The sequence below is a fragment of the Planctobacterium sp. R6 genome (assembly GCF_055755215.1).
The window spans coordinates 31,528-54,297 of sequence record NZ_JBVTQY010000004.1; the positions used below are offsets into that span (position 1 = coordinate 31,528).

19 protein-coding genes are annotated in these 22,770 nt (G+C 46.2%); 9 read left to right on the forward strand and 10 right to left on the reverse strand.

Annotated elements, in window-relative coordinates; translation table 11 throughout:
• Window positions 1-80: 80 nt before the first annotated feature.
• The 6 genes from AC0J20_RS04040 to AC0J20_RS04065 all read left to right on the forward strand — a co-directional run bounded on the left by AC0J20_RS04040 (window position 81) and on the right by AC0J20_RS04065 (window position 6,020).
• Window positions 81-1,271: an amino acid aminotransferase gene (locus AC0J20_RS04040; RefSeq protein WP_229530561.1), complete on the forward strand. Its 1,191-nt coding sequence runs from the start codon at window positions 81-83 to the stop codon at window positions 1,269-1,271.
• 54 nt (window positions 1,272-1,325) lie between these two features.
• Complete coding sequence (locus tag AC0J20_RS04045; RefSeq protein WP_229530560.1) at window positions 1,326-2,117, forward strand: FRG domain-containing protein; 792 nt, start codon at window positions 1,326-1,328, stop codon at window positions 2,115-2,117.
• 47 nt (window positions 2,118-2,164) lie between these two features.
• On the forward strand, window positions 2,165-2,440 hold the full coding sequence (locus AC0J20_RS04050) for an eCIS core domain-containing protein (RefSeq protein WP_473020721.1): 276 nt from the start codon (window positions 2,165-2,167) through the stop codon (window positions 2,438-2,440).
• A 246-nt stretch (window positions 2,441-2,686) separates the two neighbouring features.
• On the forward strand, window positions 2,687-3,451 hold the full coding sequence (locus AC0J20_RS04055) for a substrate-binding periplasmic protein (protein ID WP_473020722.1): 765 nt from the start codon (window positions 2,687-2,689) through the stop codon (window positions 3,449-3,451).
• 178 nt (window positions 3,452-3,629) lie between these two features.
• Window positions 3,630-5,027, forward strand: a complete 1,398-nt coding sequence (asnS, locus tag AC0J20_RS04060) for an asparagine--tRNA ligase (RefSeq protein ID WP_229530557.1) — start codon at window positions 3,630-3,632, stop codon at window positions 5,025-5,027.
• Between the two features lie 732 nt (window positions 5,028-5,759).
• Window positions 5,760-6,020: a helix-turn-helix domain-containing protein gene (locus AC0J20_RS04065; RefSeq protein WP_229530556.1), complete on the forward strand. Its 261-nt coding sequence runs from the start codon at window positions 5,760-5,762 to the stop codon at window positions 6,018-6,020.
• Between the two features lie 47 nt (window positions 6,021-6,067).
• Here the strand turns inward: AC0J20_RS04065 and AC0J20_RS04070 are convergent, their stop codons facing one another.
• Window positions 6,068-6,274: a hypothetical protein gene (locus AC0J20_RS04070; RefSeq protein WP_473020723.1), complete on the reverse strand. Its 207-nt coding sequence runs from the start codon at window positions 6,272-6,274 to the stop codon at window positions 6,068-6,070.
• A gap of 215 nt (window positions 6,275-6,489) precedes the next feature.
• On the opposite strand from AC0J20_RS04070, the gene AC0J20_RS04075 reads away from it, so the two are divergent.
• The gene (locus tag AC0J20_RS04075) at window positions 6,490-7,041 is read left to right on the forward strand and encodes an NAD(P)H nitroreductase (RefSeq protein WP_229530554.1); all 552 of its coding nucleotides are present in this window, start codon (window positions 6,490-6,492) and stop codon (window positions 7,039-7,041) included.
• 57 nt (window positions 7,042-7,098) lie between these two features.
• On the opposite strand, the gene AC0J20_RS04080 is transcribed toward AC0J20_RS04075, so the two are convergent.
• Window positions 7,099-8,700, reverse strand: a complete 1,602-nt coding sequence (locus tag AC0J20_RS04080; protein WP_473020724.1) for an FG-GAP repeat domain-containing protein — start codon at window positions 8,698-8,700, stop codon at window positions 7,099-7,101.
• A 114-nt stretch (window positions 8,701-8,814) separates the two neighbouring features.
• Window positions 8,815-10,845, reverse strand: a complete 2,031-nt coding sequence (locus tag AC0J20_RS04085; protein WP_229530552.1) for an oxidoreductase — start codon at window positions 10,843-10,845, stop codon at window positions 8,815-8,817.
• A 139-nt stretch (window positions 10,846-10,984) separates the two neighbouring features.
• Here AC0J20_RS04085 and sppA point away from each other — a divergent pair, with 139 nt between their 5' ends.
• A complete protein-coding gene (sppA, locus tag AC0J20_RS04090; protein WP_229530551.1) occupies window positions 10,985-12,844 on the forward strand; it encodes a signal peptide peptidase SppA in 1,860 nt (619 codons plus the stop codon).
• A 285-nt stretch (window positions 12,845-13,129) separates the two neighbouring features.
• Window positions 13,130-14,140, forward strand: a complete 1,011-nt coding sequence (gene ansA / locus AC0J20_RS04095) for an asparaginase (protein ID WP_473020725.1) — start codon at window positions 13,130-13,132, stop codon at window positions 14,138-14,140.
• A gap of 74 nt (window positions 14,141-14,214) precedes the next feature.
• On the opposite strand, the gene AC0J20_RS04100 is transcribed toward ansA, so the two are convergent.
• From AC0J20_RS04100 to AC0J20_RS04130, 7 genes are all read right to left on the reverse strand, one after another.
• Window positions 14,215-17,022, reverse strand: coding sequence for a DUF349 domain-containing protein (locus tag AC0J20_RS04100; RefSeq protein WP_473020726.1), 2,808 nt, complete (start codon window positions 17,020-17,022; stop codon window positions 14,215-14,217).
• A complete protein-coding gene (locus AC0J20_RS04105) occupies window positions 17,012-17,293 on the reverse strand; it encodes a YeaC family protein (protein WP_229530548.1) in 282 nt (93 codons plus the stop codon). The genes AC0J20_RS04100 and AC0J20_RS04105 overlap by 11 nt, the downstream gene beginning before the upstream one ends.
• Before the next feature lie 10 nt (window positions 17,294-17,303).
• Window positions 17,304-17,633, reverse strand: coding sequence for a hypothetical protein (locus AC0J20_RS04110; protein ID WP_229530547.1), 330 nt, complete (start codon window positions 17,631-17,633; stop codon window positions 17,304-17,306).
• A gap of 99 nt (window positions 17,634-17,732) precedes the next feature.
• The gene (locus AC0J20_RS04115) at window positions 17,733-19,409 is read right to left on the reverse strand and encodes an alanine/glycine:cation symporter family protein (protein WP_229530546.1); all 1,677 of its coding nucleotides are present in this window, start codon (window positions 19,407-19,409) and stop codon (window positions 17,733-17,735) included.
• Window positions 19,410-19,439: 30 nt separating this feature from the next.
• The gene (locus AC0J20_RS04120) at window positions 19,440-20,567 is read right to left on the reverse strand and encodes a M14 family metallopeptidase (protein WP_229530545.1); all 1,128 of its coding nucleotides are present in this window, start codon (window positions 20,565-20,567) and stop codon (window positions 19,440-19,442) included.
• A gap of 75 nt (window positions 20,568-20,642) precedes the next feature.
• Window positions 20,643-21,173, reverse strand: coding sequence for a TlpA family protein disulfide reductase (locus AC0J20_RS04125; protein WP_473020727.1), 531 nt, complete (start codon window positions 21,171-21,173; stop codon window positions 20,643-20,645).
• 105 nt (window positions 21,174-21,278) lie between these two features.
• Complete coding sequence (locus AC0J20_RS04130; RefSeq protein WP_229530543.1) at window positions 21,279-22,727, reverse strand: glyceraldehyde-3-phosphate dehydrogenase; 1,449 nt, start codon at window positions 22,725-22,727, stop codon at window positions 21,279-21,281.
• Window positions 22,728-22,770 lie beyond the last annotated feature (43 nt).

A 22,770-nucleotide genomic window follows, 5' to 3' on the forward strand; every position in this document is an offset into this window, starting at 1 on the left:
TAAATAAATAACAAAGTGTCATAATATCGCCCTTATTCATGCTTTCATTGGTCCGGTACCGAAATTCACAGAGGAATATTATGTTCGAAGTATTACCGCCCTTGCCTGCGGACCCAATTTTGGGACTATCAGCTGCTTACAAAGAAGACCAAAACCCGAAGAAAATTGATTTGGGTGTTGGTGTCTATAAAGATGAACAGGGCAACACGCCCATTCTAAAATCCGTCGCTAAAGCGCAACAAATACTTCTGGACACAGAAACCACTAAAACCTATATCGCTCCTCAGGGCGTTTCAGGTTTTCTTTCCGGCATGAAAGAATTGCTTTTTGGTGCAAACCACCCAGCTATTTTAGAAGACAGAATTACCGCAGTGCAGTCACCCGGTGGAACCGGCGCGTTGCGCCTGTTGGCAGAGTTAATCGCCAGAGGTAATCCCGAGGCGACTGTTTGGGTGAGCGATCCTACCTGGGCAAACCACATCCCTATTTTTGAAACTGCCGGATTGAAAATCGAAAAATACCCTTACTTTGACAAAGAAAGTCGCGGTATTCGCTTTGATGCCATGATGGAAACCCTGTTAAAAGTCAATAAAGGCGACATCGTGTTGCTACATGGCTGCTGCCACAATCCTACCGGTCAGGACTTAAATCAAGCTCAGTGGCAGGCAGTGTTAGAAGCGGCTCAAAAGACCGGGTTTGTGCCCTTTATTGACGTGGCGTATCAGGGGTTTGGCGACGGCCTGGACGAAGATGCTTACGGCATACGTTTGTTATCTGAAAACCTGCCGGAAATGATTTTGTCAGCGTCTTGTTCAAAGAATTTCGGCTTATATCGTGAACGCACGGGTATGGCGTGTGTGGTTACTGCCTCAAATGAAATTCGTCGCAACCTGCAAACACAAATTCAGTCAGTGGCCCGTGCCAACTATTCTATGCCACCGTCCTGGGGTGCTGCCCTGGTTGATATTATTTTGAATGACCCGGAGTTAAAAGCGCTGTGGCAATCTGAAGTATCTGAAATGCGTAACCGCATGCAGGATCTGCGCGCTTTGTTAGTGAAAAAGCTCCAGGAAAAAGGCGCAGCAATGGATTTTGGCTTTGTCACGCAACAAAAAGGCATGTTTTCCTTCCTGTGTATTTCACCGGAACAGGTACAGCAAATGCGTGCAGAAAGTGCCGTTTACTTTGTCGACTCCAGCCGGGTCAACATTGCCGGTATTTCACTGAGCAATGTGGACGATTTGGCAGAAGCCCTGGTGAAAGTCCTTTAAACGCAACAAAAGCCCGGATTTATCCGGGCTTTTTACTGTAGGTAGCCGGTAATCATGAACACCATAATTGCAGAGTCATGGGCACATTTACATGAATTACTGTTCGCGGGTTCATGGAATGATGAAATAGCCAGATACCGCTCTCCTTTTGCGTTCAGAGGGCAACCCTCGGAAAAGTTTGATTTAAAAACTTCACTGATGCGCCTGGGCGGCCAATATCAAACTCTGGAGAAACACCTGCTTCGCAATTTTCGCAAGTATGGACACGACAGTTTCGATACCACAGATGCTATCTGGCACTGGTTGACTATTGCTCAGCATCACGGTTTGCCCACCCGGATGTTGGACTGGACGTATTCACCGCTTGTTGCCCTGCACTTTGCCACTGCCGATATTGATTACGCCGAACAAGATGGCATTATCTGGAAGGTTAATTACCACGACTCCTACAAGCAATTCCCCAGGAAAATGCGTGACTGCCTGGACAATGAAGGCGGTAATGTATTCACTTTGGAAATGCTTGAAAGCCTGGTCAAAGACCTGGAAGAATTTGACTTGATGAGCAAAGAGGAGTTCTTCATATTTTACGAACCGCCTTCAACGGATGCCCGTATCGTTAATCAACATGCTTTATTTTCGGTTGCTTCAGGTGCCCATTTACTACTGGATGATCTGCTGGAAAAACATCAAATCGACAACATGGCCATTGTTATCCCCAGAGAAATAAAATGGGAAGTCAGAGATAAATTAGATCAGTCAAATATCACTGAACGAGTATTATTTCCCGGTTTAGATGGATTGAGTGCCTGGTTAAAACGTCATTACAGTCCCAGAACGCCTGAATAGCATTGCTTACAACACAGTGCTATGATAACCCAAAGTTGGAGAGCAATATGGCAAATGGCAGAAACGGGTTACCAAACAACCTAAGAACAAGTACTGAACATTTAGCAGGTACTGATCTGTCAAATGTCAGAATACGAACACATTCTGCACAAGCTGCCAGTGTTCAGGCTCATGCTTATGCGCAAGGCAACGCAGTGCACACTGCGCGTGGCGGCGAACGGCATTTGCCCCATGAAACAGCGCATGTTACTCAGCAAAAGCAAGGACGTGTGCAACCTACGACCATGGTTAACCCTCCCATTCAAAACACTGGCAGAAAATAAGTCAGATCGCCATTACACTGTGCTGCAAAAGTCTCAATCCGTGCCTTTGGGTATTACAAATCCGGCCTTACCCAAACTGCAACCAGGTTTATTTATCAGACAAAAGTAGCATTGCTTTCGATATCTCATCCTTCATAATTTCCCTTATGGTCTGACAAGTAGTCTGAATTAAACATTAATGCAATCGATTACAAAAAGATGAAGTTACTTCAATTTTCATCGCGTCAAATGCGGTGTATTTTCCTCTTGCTCCTTTGGCTCATTCCAGGCCAGGGTTATTCCCTGAGCTCATTTCCAGTAGTAAACAGCCCCACAGACGCCACTGCCCTGCGTTATGACATATCTGGTTCAAACGCTTGGTATCCTTATTTTATCCCGGATGCAAAACAGCCCGGTATCGTTGCAGAGCTAATTGACAAAATACTCAAACATGCAGACATCAAAGGATTACCGGTGTCACTGCCCCCTAAAAGAACTCTGTTGGCATTAGCCAACGGCGAGCTGGATTTTGATGTGGTTAGCCCGAGCTGGTTTCCAGGCCAGCAGGTTTCTCAGGAATTTGTGCTCAGTGATGGCTTGATTGTAATAAAGGAATACATTGTAACTTTGCCCGAAAACCAACACCGTTACCCGACGTTATCAGCCACCTTTGGCCAGAAGATAGGAACTATTCGCGGCTACTTGTACAACAATGATCATTTATTCGAGCGGGTTGATTTTAATTCCGAAATTCAACTCATCCAGGCATTGCGCAAAGGCAGAATACAGGCCGCAATATTAGGCGACCTGCCGGCGGTCTATTGGGCGGAACAATCACGAACCAAAATCGCATTTGCCACCCTGCATTCCGCCGGAGATTTACACATCAGGCTGAGAAAAGAACATCGCTACCTCCTGAGTCGAATTAACCGAGCCATCGCTGCCTTAAAAGACACTGGTGAACTGACACAAATTGTGGCGCATTATATAGGCCGCTCTGAGCATACTCTTTTGCAAAAAACCTCCGATTAACGCAATTACCCGACAATTCCATAAAAAATGTCACTTTTTCCTATGATTGTGCTTGTTTAACAGGAAACAAAAAGTAACATACGGTATCCAGACGCATTACAGCCTAAAACTGTACTGCAGCATCATTAACCAATTAAGTCGCACTCGCGACCTACATGATTCATAAGTGGAGATTTGAATGGCACACGCCGCCGTCGCAGAGGTACTGTCAGGTAAGTACCAAGCAGGAGACAAAATCGTAGTAAAAGGCTGGGTTCGCACGCGTCGCGATTCCAAAGCAGGTTTATCCTTTGTTGCAGTGCATGATGGCAGCTGCTTTGACCCGGTACAGGTCATCGCCTTAAATAGTTTAAATAATTACGCTGATATTCAAAAACTAACCACAGGATGTTCAGTATCTGTATCAGGATTACTGAAAGAATCAGAAGGTGCAGGTCAGGCTCTGGAAATTGAAGCCGAACAGGTTGAAATTTTGGGCTGGGTAGAAAATCCGGATACCTACCCTATGGCGGCTAAACGCCACAGTATCGAATTTTTAAGAGAGCATGCTCACCTTCGCGCCAGAACCAATGTTATTGGTGCCGTCACCCGTATCAGAAACTGTCTTTCTCAGGCGATTCACCGCTTCTTTCACGAACGCGGCTATTATTGGATCAGCACGCCAATTATTACAGCAAGTGATACCGAAGGTGCTGGTGAGATGTTCAGAGTGTCTACGCTGGATGCACTAAATTTGCCTAAAAATGATAAGGGTGACGTGGATTACTCGAAAGATTTTTTTGGTAAAGAAGCGTTTTTAACCGTTTCAGGCCAACTTAACGTTGAAACCTACTGCTGTGCCTTGTCCAAAGTATATACATTCGGGCCAACATTCAGAGCGGAAAATTCCAATACCAGTCGCCACCTTGCAGAATTCTGGATGATCGAGCCTGAAGTCGCATTTGCTGATCTGGCTGATATCGCACAACTATCAGAAGATATGTTGAAATACGTGTTTAAAGCCGTGTTAGAAGAACGAGCCGACGACATGGCTTTCTTTGCGCAACGCATCAACAAAGAAGCGATATCACGTCTGGAAAAAGTCATCGGGCAAGACTTTGTTCGTATGGATTACACCGATGCCATCGACATCCTGCAAAAATCCGGAAAACAATTCGAGTTCCCTGTGGAATGGGGCATTGACCTGGCATCGGAACACGAACGTTATCTGGCAGAAGAACATGTGGGTGCGCCTATTATCATGCAAAACTACCCCAAAGACATTAAAGCGTTTTATATGCGCATGAACCCGGATGGTAAAACGGTGGCCGCCATGGATGTTCTGGCTCCGGGAATTGGTGAAATTATTGGTGGTTCACAGCGTGAAGAGCGTCTGGATGTTCTGGATCAACGTATGGAAGAAATGGATCTGGACAAAGAAGATTACGGCTGGTACCGCGATTTAAGACGCTACGGTACTGTACCTCACGCAGGCTTTGGATTGGGTTTTGAACGACTGGTCGCCTACGTGACCGGAATGCAGAACGTGCGGGATGTGATCCCCTTCCCAAGAACACCTGGTACTGCTGAGTATTAATATCCGGCCATGTACAACTGAGGCACCGATTACGGTGCCTTTTTTTCAGCCATATTAGAAAACAGGTTAGCTACGACTTTGCTAACCTGTTCCGGGTAAGTCTGCGATTCATACTAACGGCCGTAAAATCGATAATACGGCTCCAAAGCTCCCCAACCAAGACTTCTCAATTAACCCTACCAATCGCAAGCTATCGAGCACGCTTAATTGTCTGCTAAAAACCGGACAACTAACCGACCTGTTGGTGCATGACTTCCCCTCATTACTGCTACCCGAATATGTGGGACAAAAGCGCCGAAGTTTGTAAGACATAGCCGAATTATATTGTACTCAGTTAACCCGAACCATGGGATAAAATCCACTCAATGCAAATAATAAAAATTAATTAAAATTTCGTTAATATACATATAAAGTATAATTTACATTGGCTACTTTTTAATCTCCACCCAGGCGTAAAAGGTCAATTAATCTCACCAATGAAACGAATGAGAGAAATTATCATTCCTAACAACACGATATTCGGTTACAGGCACAGGGCTTCAGAGGCCAGTAAAAACCCTAACACTGAACTTTTTTTAAACTATTTTTCACTATATTTCAGTCACTTAACAATTTTACGCTGTTTTTTTTAGGCATGTTAATCTCGTCCCACAAAATATTTTTTACCATTACAGTGCTGAGAAGAAATAATCGGTAATTCAAATTACACTTTATCGAAAGAGGATCGTTATTATGATTATCACTGGTACTGATTTGCGCATCATGCGCTTAAGAGCAGGTAAAACAACCGTTCAAATGGCCGAGTTTGCCAGCGTTAAAACGCGTAAAACTTATGAAAACTGGGAAAAGAATGTGGGTTCACCAAGCATGAACCAGTTTTTAGCGATGTCGATGGCGTGTGGCTTCAAACCAGCTGAGCTGATCAAAATGTATATTGAGAGAGATAACAGCGATGCAGAGATTGATTTAATGTCTGCGTCTGAGGGTGCATAACTCTTTCTCTGAATAGCGATCTGGGGCAGGTTCCCTGCCCCGATACGTTATCGCTTCGGTTTACGCCTGGGCGCAACACCGGCTTTATCTTTTTCATCCCGCGCTAACCACTCCTTTATCAAAACCGCAATTCGCTCCAAATCCTGTTCTGCATATTCAGATAACACATTTGCAACCGGCTTTTTAGGATTGACCTTTTTTTGGTGGCGAAGGAAGAAACCACTAAAACCACGCTGTTGATTTTGTTTTTTCATAATATTCATTGTTTTCGGGATCAGCTCAATATTTCAGCCACAGGTAAAGCACCCGATATTTAAACCACGTTGGGGGGACACACCGTTCCCGTTGCATATTTAATCAGATCAGCATTACTTCTCTTAACAGAATAGTCTTAGCCATTGAAAATCGTCAAATGATTCGCTATAAAGCAGCCATTACTGGTCCCAAATACATGGGAGGAATCCTCACAATGGACGCTATTGAACTACTCACTACCCGACAGTCTCAGCCAAGGCTAAAAGAGCCGGCTCCTGCTGGTGAAGCACTGGAAAACATTAAAAAAGCCGCACTGAGAGCACCGGATCATGCCTCATTAAAGCCCTGGAAATTTATCATTTGCGAAGGCAATGGCCGTAAAAAGCTGGGGGATTTGTTAGAGCAGGCGGCGATTGCCAGTGATATGAGTGAACGGGATATTGAACGGGCGCCGGAATTACCACTCAGAGCGCCAATGGTGATCATCGCTATTATGCAGTTTAAAGAGCACCCTAAAGTGCCTTGGGTAGAACAGGTGGCGGCCACAGCCAGTGCCATAAACTCAATGCAAATGGCGGCTGTCGCTCAGGGTTTTCAGGGCATCTGGCGTACCGGTGCTTACGCACAGGACGAGAACCTGAAAAGCGCTTTATTTCTGGAAGAACAGGACGAGATTGTCGGTTTTCTTTATCTGGGGACACCCGGGGCAGACAATATCGAAAAAGACAATGAAGTTGGCGAGGAGTTTTTCGAACACTGGTGCTAATCACACAACGCTTTTCAGGCAAAGGACAATGGCTTGTCCCTGCCTGATTCGCTCGTTTTATTCTGGTTCTACCGCGATAAGATCCATATCCCACCACTCAACCTGCTCTTTTTCCACCTGCTCGCTTACAGCGTTGGCCTCTGTCACCATTTGCATTCGTTGTAATACCGGTGCGGCCAGTGGCACATCCGTTGCCTGACGCCCGAACTGAATGCGCTCAATCAGGGAATCAGAACTGCGCAGTACATACTGAAATTGTGTTGACGGCCTGCGCACAGCCACATCAGCTTTTCCATCGCCATCGTAATCAGCCACGATTGGCACGTCTTCCGCCTGTTTACCAAAATTGATGCGCTGTAATTCACCGTCTGAACTATTCAGAATATAGAAAAATTGATTAGATGCTCTGCGAACCGCCACATCGGCTTTGCCGTCGCCATCGTAATCCGCGGGAACCGGGATATCAGCCTCATCTTTGCCGAATACCACACTTTCTAACTCACCGTCACTGGAACGCAAAATATACCAGGTAAAGTTAGAAGGTCTGCGCACTGCAATATCATCAATACCATCACCGTCGTAATCCGCCGGAACAGGAATATCTTCGGCCTGTTTACCAAAATTTACTCGTTGAATTTCACCGTCGCCAGAATTCAGGATATACCACATCTGATTGGAAGCCCGGCGAACCGCGACATCCGTAATACCATCGCCGTCATAATCCGCCGGAACAGGAATATCTGCTTCATCTTTGCCAAACTGAATGCGTTGCAGGGCATCATCTGAGCTATTCTGAATGTACCAAAAATAGTTTGACGGTCTTCTAACGGCAACATCTGCAATGCCGTCACCATCAAAATCGCCGGAAACCGGGATATCTTCCGATTGCTTACCGAAATGATGGCGCTGTGTATTGCCGTCAGATGAATTACTAATATACTGAAATTGTGTAGAGGGCCTTCTGACTCCCACATCCGCCAGGCCATCACCATCATAATCGTAGGGGACAAAATCACCGGGTTCTCCTGGCTCCTGAGGGGATTCGTCCGCCACAGTTAAAACCTGCTCAATACAGGCCGGAGAAGCATCATCACCGGTCTGGAAAAAATCATTGTTGGCTGGTTGAGAGCAGGCATACAGTGTCACACTGCCAGGCACTTCAGGTGCCTGCCATTGGAAACTAAATGTTGCGCTATTTCCGGATGTAAACTGAGGTGAAGAATGGGTCAGGCGGCCCAATGTATCATTCTTTTGTAATTCCCCCGGCACCAGGGAAGCATCACTGTCGGACAATTCAGCCTGAAATCCTGCAACGGGCGTCGACACTCCCGAGGGCGGACGAAAACTTAAAATCAGACTGATATCGTTTAAGCTGCCGGGTAAAACCGTTGTTTCACCACTGAAAGCCAGTGAGGAACGATAATCCTGGCCCGAAATATGACATCCTGATTGCGCGCATGTCATGCCGGTTCTGCCGGTTGCATTATCGCCACTGCCCAATCCAAAACGATTGGCCTGAGCTTGTGTTGCAAACAATCCTGCCAGTAAAGTCGCCGCGACCACTGCTCGTGATTTACATAGGTAACCTGTTTTTGAAACTGTGAATGATGTCATCTTCGCCTGCTCGGTTATCCCTACCTGGCGTAGGGAAATATTCATAATCTCAGTTTGGCAAGTGAAGTTATTTTATTCAAAGATATTTGGTTATTTTGTGAAAGAGTTCCGGAATATGATAGCAATCAGAGGGCAATCGCCCTCTGTGTTCTGCCCGGTTTAAATCACAGCGGCCAATTCTGCGCCTTGTCGTATAGCGCGCTTGGCATCCAGTTCTGCTGCGACATCAGCACCGCCAATAATATGGACTTTCACGTCAGAAAGCTCCGTCAGTTCCCGATGGAATGCTTTAAAGGGCTCCTGTCCGGCACAAACAATCACATTATCCACTTCCAGCAATTGCGGCTGTTCATTAACCACGATATGCAGTCCCTGCTCATCAATGCGCTCATAGGTGACACCTGGCATCATTTTCACGCCTTTTTGCTGCAACGTAGCGCGGTGTATCCAGCCGGTGGTTTTACCCAGCCCTTTGCCCACTTTACTGGCTTTGCGCTGCAGCAGATAAATTTCCCGCTCACTGGCTGTGTGAGTAGGTTCAGCGAGTGCACCACGTTCCTTATAGTCTTTATCTATTCCCCAGTTCTTAAGCCACTTCTCCGGGTCCACCGTTAAAGAGTGCTCTTCGGCAATAAATTCTGCTACGTCAAACCCAATGCCACCAGCACCAATAATAGCTACTTTACGACCAACGGGTTTATTGTCCCGCAAAACATCCAGATAGGTCATGACTTTTTCATCTTCTATGCCTGGTATATCCAGTTGCCGAGGCATAATACCGGTTGCCAACACCACTTCATTAAAGCCCCCCTGGGCTATACTTTGCGCAGTTTGCAAACTATTGAGATGCACATTGACACCGGCGTCTTGCAGGCGGTGCTTAAAATAACGCAACGTTTCGTAGAATTCCTCTTTGCCGGGAATGCGTTTGGCATAATTAAACTGGCCACCGATATCCCCGGCCTTGTCAAACAGGTGTACTTCATGTCCTCGCTCAGCGGCATAACATGAAAATGCCAGTCCGGCAGGCCCTGCGCCCACTACGGCTATCTTTTTCTTGTGATTGGTTAATGGGAAATTTAACTCGGTTTCATAACCGGCGCGCGGGTTCACCAGACAGGAGGCACGTTTGCGCTGAAATACGTGATCCAGGCAGGCCTGATTGCAGGCAATACAGGTGTTAATGCGATCCGCCAAACCTTTTTCGGCTTTATTCACAAAATCAGAATCCGCCAGAAAGGGGCGTGCCATGGACACCATATCAGCCTGACCGCTGGCCAGAATCTGCTCTGCGACTTCCGGGGTGTTGATTCGATTGGTGGTAATAAGCGGAATACTTACCTCCCCTTTTAAGCGCTCAGTTACCCAGGTAAATGCGGCTCTGGGTACCGAGGTGGAAATCGTCGGTACCCGGGCTTCGTGCCAACCAATTCCGGTATTTATTATGGTGGCCCCGGCAGCCTCAATCATTTTTGCCAGTGCGACAACTTCCTGCCAGTTGCTACCGCCTTCCACCAAATCCAACATTGATAACCGGAAGATAATAATAAAATCGGTACCCACTCTTTCCCGAACAGCTTTTACTGTTTCCACGGCAAACCGCGCCCTGTTCTCGAAGCTACCTCCCCATTCATCCTCGCGATGGTTGGTTCTGGGACATAAAAACTGATTGATCAGATAACCCTCAGAGCCCATGACTTCCACACCGTCATATCCGGCTTCTTTAGCCATCAGTGCACTTTGGCCGTAATCCTTAATAGTTTGCCTGACGCCCCGTGAGGACAAAGCTTTGGGCTTGAACTGATTTATCGGCGCTTTCAGGGCCGAGGGAGCCACGGCAAAGGGATGATAGGCATATCTGCCGGTATGCAAAATTTGCATACATATCTTACCACCGTGGTCATGCACAGCCTGCGTAATAACTTTGTGTTTTTTGGCGTGGCTTTTTTTCGTCATGCGTGCCGCAAACGGCATCACCCATCCCTGATAATTAGGCGCAATACCACCGGTAACGATTAAACCGGCACCACCAGCCGCCCTTTCAGCGTAAAACGCCGCCATTTTTTCATGGCCGCCTTTTTCTTCTTCCAGGCCAATGTGCATCGATCCCATAAGGGTTCGGTTTTTAAGTGTGGTGAACCCCAAATCAAGCGGTTCAAACAAATGAGGGTAATGAGGATTTTTATTCATAACTAACTGGTCTTACCTGTATTTCAAAACAGTGTATCTAATCTGACAAGGTTCACAACATAAAAAATTACATTTCACATTGTGTTATTGTTTTGACATTAGGTACGATTATAGACAGTTGTTTAAATTAGAGAGAATTATGTCTAGAGATAGAAGTTGGACTCAATCTTTTTTTACCGGCATATGGACACTATTAAATTTCTTTAGAAATTTGGTATTTAATATTGTGTTTTTAGGGATTGTTGGTTTTATCGTTTACGCACTGATGTCAGGTGAGGAACAAATCAGTGTTCCCAAAAATTCCGCATTAGTGATGAATTTGTACGGTGATGTGGTTATTCAAAAACAAACCGTTGATCCTTTTGATGAGTTTATGCGGGAAGCCTTTGATCAACGGGAAGAAAACCCGGAAGTATTGCTCAGAGATGTATTGTGGACCATTGAAAATGCTAAACAGGATAATCGCATCAAAGCGATGGTACTGGATCTGCACGGCCTGGGTAACGCCGGTATGGACAAGTTAAAACAAATCGCCATGGCCATCGAAGACTTTAAGCAGGCTGATAAGCCCGTCTACGCCATTGGGGATTTTTATTCTCAAGGGCAATACTACCTGGCAAGCCATGCCGATCACCTTTACCTCAATCCGATGGGATTCATGTTCCTGGACGGATTTGGTCGATATCAGGCCTATTTCAAGTCAGCACTGGAAAAATTAAAAGCCAAGACTCACGTATTCCGGGTTGGTACCTTTAAATCGGCAGTTGAACCAGTATTACGGGATGACATGTCAGAAGAAGCTAAACAAGCCAACGAAGCCTGGTTAAATAGTCTCTGGTCACAATACAAACAAGACATCGCCCAGGCACGGGGTTTTACCGTGGAAAATTTTGATGAGCAGATCAATGATTTTATGCTCAAGTTTGAAAACGCCGGGGGTGATTTTGCGCAATACGCATTGCAAAACAATTGGGTTGATGCCTTAAAAACCCGCGAAGAAGTGCGCCTCGAGTTAGTGGAATTAGTCGGTAAAGACAGTTCTAAAAAAGGGTTTTCCAATATCGACTTTGAAAAGTACTTACAGGTTGTAAAACCTTTACCGCTGCTTAAAAACGATACCGATAAGGTCGGCATTGTGGTGGCAAAAGGCACCATTTTAAACGGCAATCAAAAAGCGGGTACGATCGGCGGAGACAGCACCGCCCGGTTATTGCGGCAAGCCCGTCTGGACGACAATATCAAGGCAGTAGTATTGCAGGTTGATTCGCCGGGAGGCAGTGCATTTGCGTCAGAAATTATTCGCCAGGAAGTCAAACTGCTGCAAGAAGCCGGCAAACCTGTCGTAGCCTCAATGAGTTCCATGGCCGCATCCGGAGGTTACTGGATATCTGCCAACGCGGATGAGATTTGGGCTGCGCCATCGACTATCACCGGCTCCATCGGCATATTTGGTATGTTTCTGACTTACGAAGATACTTTAGGCTGGCTGGGCATCCATACCGACGGTGTGGGTACGACTGAGTTTTCAGGCGCCTTTTCACCGGCCAGAACATTAAATCCGGCGATTGGCAATATATTTCAGCGCAGTATCGAGCATGGTTACGAGCAATTTATTGAGCTGGTATCCACCGCCAGAGATATGCCTGTAGAGCGGGTAGATGAAATCGCTCAGGGTCGCGTTTGGATTGGTGAAACAGCAAAGTCCCTGGGGCTGGTTGACAATCTGGGTTATCTGAACGATGCCGTGCAATCCGCAGCCAACCTCGCCAGCATGGAACGTTACGACATTCAATACGTTGAACGCCCACTTTCCGCGTCTGAACAATTTTGGAAAGAGTTTTTTGGCGGTGCATCCGCACTGGTGGGCAAAGCAATTACCGTTGACAGTGATCACCGCTTAATGAATATGGTTCAACAATTGGTCAGTGACTATGACAAACTGGGCAGTCTGAATGATCCCAGAGGCATGTATGCGCTTTGTTTTATGTGTGAGTATTAACACTTAACCCTTTATCAGGATAAAGACCAGGGAAAGGTTTTATCCTTATTGTGAAAAATCTCACGCTGTATAAAAAAAGAGCTTTAAACTTGAGGTGAATTGGTGATAATATCACCACTGGTTAACGTATTATCAATTCTCTTTTACCGGGCAGTGAAGCCCGGATTTTTCTGTCTGGTTCTGCAGTTTTTACCTCTAAACACTTTTATCCCCTTGCCTTCTTTATCCCCCTTGCCTTCAATGGCATAATTTGCGCGCCTCGTCCCTAAACATAAGATTGCAAAAATGCAGAAGAAAAGAATATATGTAGCCTATACCGGTGGCACCATTGGTATGCAACCTTCAAACAAGGGATACGTCCCGGTTAAGGGCTTTTTGGCAGATACGGTTCAAAAGATGCCGGAATTCTATCGCAGTGAGATGCCGGAGTTTGTCATCCATGAATACGATGCACTGATCGATTCTTCAGATATGGACCCTTCACACTGGATGCAAATCGCCCAGGACATCCAGCAAAATTATCAACAGTTTGATGGTTTTATTATCTTACATGGCACCGACACTATGGCCTATACCGCCTCTGCGCTGTCTTTTATGCTGGATAACCTGGATAAACCTATCATCGTAACCGGTTCACAGATCCCACTGGCAGAGCTGCGCTCTGACGGTCAAACCAATCTGTTAAACGCACTGTATATCGCTGCCAACTACCCTATTCCTGAAGTATCTCTGTTCTTCAACAATAAACTGCTCAGAGGTAACCGCAGCCGCAAGACAGACGCCGATGGCTTTGATGCATTTACTTCGCCAAACTTTCCGGTGTTGTTACAGGCGGGTATCAATATTGAGGTAGTTGCTGGAAAAGTGTCTCTGGCGAAGGGCAATGAATTAAAAGTACAGCCTGTGGCGCCTCAACCGGTTGGGGTTATCACTCTGTATCCGGGTATCAGCGACAAGGTTATTCACAATACGCTAATGCAACCGGTAAAAGCCTTAATTTTATTGAGCTACGGCGTCGGTAATGCCCCGCAAAATGAAGGCATATTGCAGGAACTCAAACGGGCCCATGACAAACAGATCATGGTTGTTAATTGCACTCAATGTATGCATGGCAAAGTGAATATGGAAGGTTATGCAACAGGCAAAGCGCTACAACAAGTCGGCGTGGTGTCAGGTATGGATATGACCCCTGAAGCCGCGTTGGCGAAGTTGCATTTCCTGCTGAGTACTGGCCTGGACTTCGAATTATCAAGAAAGAAGATGAGCAGCAATATCAAAGGTGAATTAAGCGAATAATTTGCACAGAACAGCAAATCCAGACGAAGGTGTCACCAGAATAGCCTCTGGTGACACAGTGTACAGAGGGATAGTCAGATCCCAAACAAGGTTTTTAGCCGGGGTAATAACTGTGCGTCAGACCCGGACAGCGGCCCCAGTGAAATCCATACTTTCAATATTTCATCCGTATCCAGATTGATGCCTTCCTGCAGCTTTAATGTCATGAGTTGCAATTGCACCTGTTTGCGCTCGGCTTCATCGTTGTCAGGTGAGGTTTTATCCTGCAAAAGCTCCAATAAAATCACCAACTGATGGCGGTTAAAATCGCTGAGCTCATGTTCCACCAGCGTGGCCGTATGAAAGGCCTGACGCCAGTAGTTAGGCAATTCAGTGGCAGACTCTGGTACCTGAGATTGTTGCCATGCAGCCAGTGCTTCAAATACAGCCTGATACTGAGCCGTGCGTTGACTGTCTCCCAAATAAAGTAATTTTTCCTGCAATTCGGATTTTATCTGCTGAGATAACCTGAAGACATCCGCATTTAATTTACGAGGCAGAGACTGAATTTCCTGAGACAACACCTGCCACTGGTCATTCAAAAACTGCTCTATTTCTGCTTTGTTACTACTGTCATTCAGGGTCTTTTGAGCGTCTTGCAAAATTCGCTCTATTTCTGTCAAACGCGCCTGGGCAGCGTCATTTTGCTCATTAACAGCGCTCTCCCGTTTAGCAAAGATTTTATCGTTGATAGCTCTGAAATCTGACCATAATTTGTTTTCGAGCCGTTGCCCGGCAAATTCAATTTGCTTCCACTGCTGCTGGATTTTCTTTGCGGTTTCGGTGGCTTCTTTCCAGTCCTCCAGCGATAACAGCGCCTCAGCCTTTTGCAACAGGTTTTGTTTTAATTGTGCATTGTCCTGATAGAACTGATTCACTTTATCTTTTAGCGGATTAACCACCTGCTGATAGCGCGCATTCAGGGGTTCCAGATCCTTGTAATCTACTGCACCAACTTGCTTCCACTGGGTTTGCATTTGACGCAATGCTTTACTGAGTTCAACAACGTCATCCGTAGGCTTTTGCTGTAACTCTGCCAACAGTTTTTGCTTCGCCTCTAGATTTTCCAGTCGTTGTTTCTCCTGCTCGGCGTAATACTCACGGCAGGGTTTAAATGCCTCTTCACAAGCCAGATTGAATGCATTGTTCAGCACATCATCGGTTTCATTGGCCACGACACCCAGGGCATTCCATTCCTTTCTGAGCTCTTTTACCCGCTCAGCCTGAGTTTCCGGGTCCAAAGGATTGAGTACCAGTTGCTCAATCTCTTTTAATAACTCAGGTTTGCGGGGAGTGGCAATATAAGCCTGCCAGTCTTGCAGGTTTTCAATTTGCTCTTTGACTTTATCAAACTGTCTGGACAGCCTGACTTGCTGCCCTTCCGGCAAGCTCAGATAATCTTGTTTAATCTGTTCATAATTGCGCATGGCATTTTTAAACCGGCCCTGTGCGATAGCTTTTTCAATACCATTCAAGCGGCCTCGCACCCTGGAAACTTGCTCCTGCAGTTCTTTGCGCAATTGCTGCAATGCCTTTTTCCATTCTTTCTGACTCTCAGACCACCTTTGCTGCAAAGCTTTTGGCCAGATAGATTTAAAACCGGTGGTTATATCTTGCCACCGTTCAGCCGTCTCATTGAGGTACATCTGAGCCGCGTCAATCTGGCTGACATCATCAGGCAGGCTGAGTTTTTGAATCTGTTGCAGCACCTCTTCACCTTGTGTCAGGGCTTGTTGCAATGCCGGTAGTGAGTCCAGACTGGTTCTGCTGGTCATCAGTTTATTGATTAAATCCTCGATGCCACGTCGCTCTGCATCTGTCAGCGGTACTGACAGCATATCGTTCAGGTCCTGCTCCGCCTGGCTGATTTGTTCGTTAAAGGATTCCAGCTCGCCCAGAGTTATATCCGCTGCATGACTGGACAGCGCACTTTCCACCTGAGATAAGACGTTTTCACATCGTTGTGACGCGGATTTCAGTGCCGCACTGGTGCGAGCGAGTTCCTGTTGAACATCCCAGTCACCACGCAATCGACCAGACTTATTCTTTAACTTGTGTTCTATTTCCTGATATTTGCCAAGCAGTGATTGCGCCTGTTCCGTTGCCAACAGGTTAAACTGTGCCTGTTGCGCCTGAAACTCGCTTTGCAGTGCCTGCCAGACATCCTGAAACTTTTGAAAATCGGACTCTTCGGCTAGCGCCAGTAATTTTGACAGCGTTAACTTAACCTCTTTTTCCAACTGAATGGGCTTTAGTTTATCTGTCTGAATACGCTCCAGGCGCTGTCGCGCTTGTTCAACCAACGCGCTGTCCTTTGCCTTTTTTACGATCCTGGCCAATTCAGCTTCATCATACACCTTGTCAAATAAGGCTTCCTGCAACGCCTTATTTTGCGTGTTTAGCAAAGTACGAAGAGTTAACTGCGCTTTATTCAGGCGATTCAGCACACTCAAAAATATATCGGTGTCACTTTCCTCAATAGCGTGTTTTTGCAACAGGGTTTCCAGCAGCGAATTATTCTTACACTCTTTGATAAAAGCATTGCGCGCCTTCGGTGAAATGGCGATGTCATTTTTACCCAATAACGCGTCTTCTACTTTGCTTCTGGCGTGCCTGGCCAGGCGCTCGTCTTTGGAGATTTCCATCATTTTCCACCAAAGATCAAAGTTGTTGAGCTTATTTAGCGCCGCAACACTAACGCGGTTGTCACTGTCGTTGAAGGCCAGCTCATGTAACACCGATTTGTGCTGTGACTCTTCTGCAGAGAGCGTACCAATAGCCTGAATACGAACTAATGGGTCCTTGTGCTTGTACTTGGGTTGAAAAAGTTTGCTAAAAATCATCTTGCTTAAACCGGGCAATATCGCGCTGCGAGTTAAATTGTTTTTTAAATTCCTGTTTTGACAGGTGAACGATTTCGCCGTTTTCGTCAACCGTCATGTGTTCTTTACTGGCCAGCACCTTTGATTGGTAAATCATGATGGCCTGCATACAGGTGTTTTTTTGTTCTTCAGACAATGGTTTCCCATCCAACCATTTTCCGGTTTCAACAGACTGTCGAAGCCGCTCATAAATGTCGGGGGTCATAGCCCTGAGAAGTGTTTCGGGAGTCATGGCGTGGTTGCTATCTCTTAGAACGTTTCACGATCACCATTCGAATCCGATTGATGATATACCAAAAAAATCCAATGCCAGAAACACTCATTGCAATATACCACTCTTTTTCACTGGGGCTAACACCGCCCCAATACATGTAGGCAAAACCGGCAACAAAGAGCAGTACCGCTAACGCAGCCTGATTATTAATGGATTGCACTTTCAGAAAATGTTTGTGTCGCTTTTTACGTTCCTCATCATCCTGAGTCATACCGCTTGTGGAAAAGCCACAATGTGGGCAAGACTCAGCACGACTGGAAATTTTTTTGTTGCAGGACACACAGTTTACGATCGACATTAAAAAATAATACTCCGAATTTGGTTCAGATAAGGTAACTATACGGGTTAAAACTGTCTCAGTATTAAAGCAAAAGCGCGGCTGTGGCCGCGCTATCTGTTATTTTGAGTTTTGCTCTTTCTCAAAGTCTTGCCAGTATTGATCCACAGTTTCACGCATCTCTTTACGTAACATAAGGATGCCGAACAGGTTAGGCAAGGTCATAACCACAATCGCGACGTAAGACAAATACCAGATTAACGTTGTATCTGAAAACGAAGCCCAAAAGAATCCGGCTATATAAAATACGCGGTATGGCATTATCGCCCGGGGACCAATCAGGTAAGTCATTGCCCGGTCGCCATAATAAGACCATGAAATTGCCGTTGAAAAGGCGAACAATAAGAGACCAATTGATACGATGTATTGCCCTGACTCACCAAAGAATCCCCGTGTAAAGGCTTTGGTTGTCAGTGTTGCCGAATGGATCAATGACTTGCCGGTGACAACGATATTTTCTTTCACCAACTTACCATCCACGACATTCAGAGTTCCCGTGAATGGGTCATCGTTGCTGCTCAGGCTAAAGCTGATATTTTCTGCGATAGAACGGGCATTGATAATGGTGAAATCGTTGCCCAGTGCTTTGCCGGCAACCACTTCAATTTTGCCGTTAAACGGTTCAACGGTGTGCGCACCATCGTCATTTAAGAATTTGTACAGTTCAACTTTATTGGCATCATCGTCTTGTTTGTATTCGCCTGCCACAATAAGCATGTCAGTGCGATCAAACTGATTCTCGAACTTTTCATTCCAGACACCGGACGACAAAATAACCAAACCGGTTAACGTACAGATCAGGATGGTATCAATGAAAGGTTCAAGGATGGATACCATACCCTCAGAAACAGGCTCGTGTGCTTTAGCTGATGCGTGAGCAATCGGCGCTGAGCCCTGACCAGCTTCGTTAGAAAACAAGCCGCGATTAACACCGCGATTGAAGGCATAAGCAAAGCTGGCACCTAAGAATCCACCTACCGCGGCAGAGCCGGTAAATGCGTATTCAAAAATCGAAACAAATGAAGGACCAATATTTTCAATATTGTAGAAAATAACCGCCAGCGCACCAATGATGTACAGGCCAGCCATAAAAGGTACGATTTTGGATGTTACCGCAGCAATACGGGTAATGCCGCCCAGAATAACTAAGGCCAGTAAAATCGATAATACCCCACCGGTTAAAATGGGTTCGATGCCAAAGGTGGCTTCCATACTGGTTGAAATGCCATTAATTTGGGGTAATGAGCCGGTACCAAATGAGCTGACGACGGTAGCAATGGCAAAACCCACTGCCAGCCATTTCATGTTCAGGCGCTTATCCATGAAATACATGGGGCCCCCTGCCATGGTGCCATCTTCGGTTTTTTCACGGTATTTATGAGATAAGGTGACTTCCACAAACTTAGTGGTCATCCCCAAAAATGCCGTAACCCACATCCACAACAGTGCCGCAGGGCCACCTAAAAAGATAGCTAATGCCACACCACTGATATTACCGGTACCGACAGTACCGGAGAGCGCCGTGGCCAGTGCCTGAAAGTGAGAGGTATCACCTTCGTCGGTTTTCTTGTCATACTTACCGGAGACAATGCGCAGAGCGTGTCTGAAATAGCGTATCTGAGGAAACTTCAGATACAACGTAAAGTACAGACCGGTGCCTAACAAGACATATGGGAACCACCATGAACTCCCAAGATAACTGTCCAGCAATAATAAAAAATTTCCTAATGCTTCCAAAGCTTTACCCTCTTACTTGTTATTCCGTTCTTATTTTAATTGTTCTTTGATATTGAAAATGGCGGTGAGCATATCTTCGCCAAAACGTTTACTACGCTCAGGGCTCCAGCCGTAGGCAGGATCTGGCAGTTTATCATTGTCTTTAAATGGCATTTCAACCGTAAGCGCCAGGCAGTCAAAATAATTACATACTGCGTTTGAAGCGACGGTCATATTCGCTTTGCCAGGAGCATCTTTAGCATAACCGTGCGTGGTTTGGAATTCCGGTGTTACGCTAAGCAGAATTTTACTAAAGTTTGCCTCGAGTTGGGCAAGGCGCTCGCTATAGTCCGGATTCCCCTCACACCCTGCAACAAAATTGTAGGGGATGGCTTCATCACCGTGTATGTCCAGGTACAGGTCTACACCGGTTTGATGCATTTTTTGCAGCACGTGAAAGACTTCCGGTTCGGTTGCTTCTTTGGGATCGTGCCATACGCGGTTGAGGTTTACACCGTTAGCGTTGGTGCGCAAATGACCGCGAACAGAGCCATCAGGGTTCATGTTCGGCACTATGTAGAATACACATTCCTGCAGCAACGCCTGACTCATCGGATCGTCTTCGTTGAGCAACCGCTCCAGTAATCCTTCGATAAACCACTCGGCCATGGATTCACCCGGGTGTTGTCTGGCCGTCAACCAAACCCGTTTTTTGCCCTCGCCTTCACTGCCAACCGTCAGCAATGTCATGTCCCGGCCATCAAGCGTGTAACCGAGAAATTCAGCACGACAGGCAGTCTGAGCCTGAGACCAGGCGATTAAGTCCAGGTGGCGGTCATAACTGTAAGGCGCGAAGTAGGCAAACCAGGTACATTCATTTTCCGGCGTAAATTCAATGGTTAAGGTGCCATCAGAAAAACTGCTATCGACGCGAAACCAGGTTTCGCGGTCATATGAAGCGACGGCCTGATAACCTTCCCAGGCATCGGGGTAAGCAGAGTTTTTAAGATTGGTGATTCGAATAACATGGGACTGTAAAGCCGTGGACTCCAGACAAAAATGGAACCACTGGAAAAAATCGGAATTATTATCTTTGTGAATTTGCAGCTCGATATCATCGGCTGCCTGCTGTTTCAGCACGTTAATGTTGCCACTGTCGAAGTTGGCGCTTATTCTCATTATTATTATTCCCGGAATTTAAACGCGGAATAATCTAGCACAAAAGCCCACCAAGCCCAAACAAAACAGGGCTTATCAGGGTTTTTCTGCACTTTCCCGGAGTTGTGCAAGCCAGTTGTTCATTTTTATGCCCACAGAAGTATTTAAGCCATAACTTTTGGCGACAATCTTGCGCTGTTCGTTTACAAGGTAATAACTGGGATATCCCAGAATTTGCAGGTCCTGTTTAATCGCTTGCGTACCCAATAACACCGTATTTTGTACATCGTGCTCTGCAACAAATGCTGCCACTGATTCAACAGAATCATAATCCATTGCCACAGTAACTACATGCAAATCTTGTTGTTCGATATTTTGTAAACTGCCAATACTGAGCGCGCAAATCTGACACCATGGCGCCCAAAAATAAATCAGGGTACGTTTACCCCGCTCTGCGAGCGGCAGTACCTCACCGCTCAGGCTCACAAGGCGGGCTTCAGGGACAGTGCTGCTACCATCAGCAGACAGCATATCCTTGCTTTGCAAGGTAATGACTGCACCGACAATGAGTACTAACAGCGATAGCTCACATCCCCAGCGGAGTAACTTTTTTTTATTTAGTGGCACAGTGTCACCTGTTTTTAAAATGCAGAAGCTCAGATAGCAAAAAACCCGGCAAACCGGGTTTTTATTTCAACTTTCGCGCATTTTAACGCAGACTCGTTTTAACGCCTACCACTTTGGCACGTGTTCAAATGTCAGACCAGCCATTTTCTGGGCAACTCTGACCACCTGACAGGTATAACCAAACTCATTGTCATACCAAACGTAGAGGGTAACGCGATCATCGGAGGTGATTGTCGCCTGAGAATCCACTACAGATGCTGCGCGAGACCCAACCAGGTCGGTAGAGACAATCTCGGTTGATGCGGTGTAATCAATCTGATCCTGCAGTTCAGAGTTCAATGAGACTTCTTTCAGGTATTCATTGATTTCTTCTCTTGATGTGGCTTTGTCCAGGTTCAGGTTCAGGATCGCCAACGAAACGTTCGGCGTTGGTACCCGTATTGCGTTGCCAGTCAGTTTACCCGCCAACTTAGGATAGGCCTTAGCCACGGCTTTAGCTGCACCGGTTTCAGTAATAACCATATTCAGAGAAGCACTGCGACCGCGGCGTTCTGCCTTGTGGAAATTATCAATCAGGTTTTGGTCGTTGGTGTATGAGTGTACCGTTTCAACGTGGCCGTTGCGGATCCCGTACTTTTCATCCAGCGCCTTTAACACCGGCGTAATTGCATTTGTGGTACAGGACGCAGCAGACATTATTTGATCAGAGGCAACGATATCGTCCTGGTTAACCCCATACACGATATTTTTGATATCGCCTTTACCTGGGGCTGTTAACAGTACTTTTGCCACACCTTTAGAGGCCAGGTGCTTTGACAGTCCGTCGCGGTCGCGCCAAACACCGGTGTTGTCTACCACCAGCGCATTTTTAATTCCATATTGCTCATAATCCACTTCTTCAGGACTATTGGCATATATCACCTGAATGTATGAGCCATTCGCCTTTAACGCATTTCTTTCGTGATCCACCGTTATACTGCCGTTAAACGGACCATGTACCGAGTCACGACGCAACAGACTGGCACGTTTTTCCAGATCGCCGTCTTTACCGCCTCTGACTACGATAGCGCGCAATCTCAGTTTATTATTCTCGCCCTGTCTTTCGATTAGCAAACGCGCCATGATACGTCCGATACGACCAAAACCGTAAAGCACGACGTCTTGTGGTGCGTGATTGTCCACACATCCGGCCACACCTTCCAGTTCCCGGGCCAGGTAGGCTTCCATATCCAGACCGTTAGCGCGATCCTCGTGATAGAAGCCATAAGCCAGCTTTCCGATATCCACTTTCGCCGGAGACAGCGTCATTTTTGATAAAGCTTCTAACACGGCAAAGCTATATCTGACTTTTAATTTTTCTTCTTTGTGCAACCGAACGCTACGATGCGCTTTGATAATATCAATGACACTCGCGCCCATTAATGGCTTCCCAAAAACGGTCACTTCAACAGCGAAATTACGGTATAGCTTGCCCAGCAAGGGAAGCATTTGCTCCGCGTATTCCTGACGTTCCTGCCAACTATTTAATAACGCCTGTTCTAACTGCTGATTCATGTTTGTTGTTTACCTCATGGTCATGAAAGAATCGTAAAAGCTG

Bases quoted from the DNA above. Each gene is read 5' to 3' on its own strand.
- AC0J20_RS04040 (WP_229530561.1), top strand. From the start codon at position 81: ATGTTCGAAGTATTACCGCCCTTGCCTGCGGACCCAATTTTGGGACTA.
- AC0J20_RS04045 (WP_229530560.1), top strand. From the start codon at position 1,326: ATGAACACCATAATTGCAGAGTCATGGGCACATTTACATGAATTACTG.
- AC0J20_RS04050 (WP_473020721.1), top strand. From the start codon at position 2,165: ATGGCAAATGGCAGAAACGGGTTACCAAACAACCTAAGAACAAGTACT.
- asnS (WP_229530557.1), top strand. From the start codon at position 3,630: ATGGCACACGCCGCCGTCGCAGAGGTACTGTCAGGTAAGTACCAAGCA.
- AC0J20_RS04065 (WP_229530556.1), top strand. From the start codon at position 5,760: ATGATTATCACTGGTACTGATTTGCGCATCATGCGCTTAAGAGCAGGT.
- AC0J20_RS04070 (WP_473020723.1), bottom strand. From the start codon at position 6,274: ATGAAAAAACAAAATCAACAGCGTGGTTTTAGTGGTTTCTTCCTTCGC.
- AC0J20_RS04075 (WP_229530554.1), top strand. From the start codon at position 6,490: ATGGACGCTATTGAACTACTCACTACCCGACAGTCTCAGCCAAGGCTA.
- AC0J20_RS04080 (WP_473020724.1), bottom strand. From the start codon at position 8,700: ATGAATATTTCCCTACGCCAGGTAGGGATAACCGAGCAGGCGAAGATG.
- AC0J20_RS04085 (WP_229530552.1), bottom strand. From the start codon at position 10,845: ATGAATAAAAATCCTCATTACCCTCATTTGTTTGAACCGCTTGATTTG.
- sppA (WP_229530551.1), top strand. From the start codon at position 10,985: ATGTCTAGAGATAGAAGTTGGACTCAATCTTTTTTTACCGGCATATGG.
- ansA (WP_473020725.1), top strand. From the start codon at position 13,130: ATGCAGAAGAAAAGAATATATGTAGCCTATACCGGTGGCACCATTGGT.
- AC0J20_RS04100 (WP_473020726.1), bottom strand. From the start codon at position 17,022: ATGATTTTTAGCAAACTTTTTCAACCCAAGTACAAGCACAAGGACCCA.
- AC0J20_RS04105 (WP_229530548.1), bottom strand. From the start codon at position 17,293: ATGACTCCCGAAACACTTCTCAGGGCTATGACCCCCGACATTTATGAG.
- AC0J20_RS04110 (WP_229530547.1), bottom strand. From the start codon at position 17,633: ATGTCGATCGTAAACTGTGTGTCCTGCAACAAAAAAATTTCCAGTCGT.
- AC0J20_RS04120 (WP_229530545.1), bottom strand. From the start codon at position 20,567: ATGAGAATAAGCGCCAACTTCGACAGTGGCAACATTAACGTGCTGAAA.
- AC0J20_RS04130 (WP_229530543.1), bottom strand. From the start codon at position 22,727: ATGAATCAGCAGTTAGAACAGGCGTTATTAAATAGTTGGCAGGAACGT.